Raw genomic sequence first — 555 nt, 5'->3', positions numbered from 1 at the left:
GCCGTTCCTGATGCCGGTCGAAGACGTGTTCTCGATCTCGGGCCGTGGCACGGTGGTGACCGGTCGCGTCGAGCGCGGCATCGTCAAGGTCGGCGAGGAAATCGAGATCGTYGGCCTGAAGGACACCGTGAAGACGACGGTGACCGGCGTCGAGATGTTCCGCAAGCTGCTGGACCAGGGCCAGGCTGGCGACAACATCGGCGCGCTGCTGCGCGGCACGAAGCGCGAGGACGTCGAGCGCGGCCAGRTKCTGTGCAAGCCGGGTTCGGTGAAGCCGCACACCAAGTTCAAGGCCGAGGCCTACATCCTGACGAAGGAAGAGGGCGGCCGCCATACGCCGTTCTTCACCAACTACCGCCCGCAGTTCTACTTCCGCACGACGGACGTGACCGGCGTGGTGCACCTGCCTGAGGGCACCGAGATGGTGATGCCTGGCGACAACATCGCCATGGAAGTGCACCTGATCGTGCCGATCGCGATGGAGGAGAAGCTGCGCTTCGCCATCCGCGAAGGCGGCAGGACCGTCGGCGCCGGCGTCGTCGCCAGCATCATCGC

The 555-nt window shown here is 65.9% G+C and carries 1 protein-coding gene; it reads left to right on the top strand.

What is annotated here, in order from left to right; genetic code table 11:
* On the top strand, positions 1-555 hold a 555-nt coding region (locus AC1DRP_RS36825; protein WP_476771176.1), incomplete at both ends, for an EF-Tu C-terminal domain-related protein.

This window comes from Allobosea sp. 01N443 (assembly GCF_056399325.1).
Note: the sequence above shows the minus strand (reverse complement) of the source record. Positions and strands in the feature narration are given on the sequence as shown.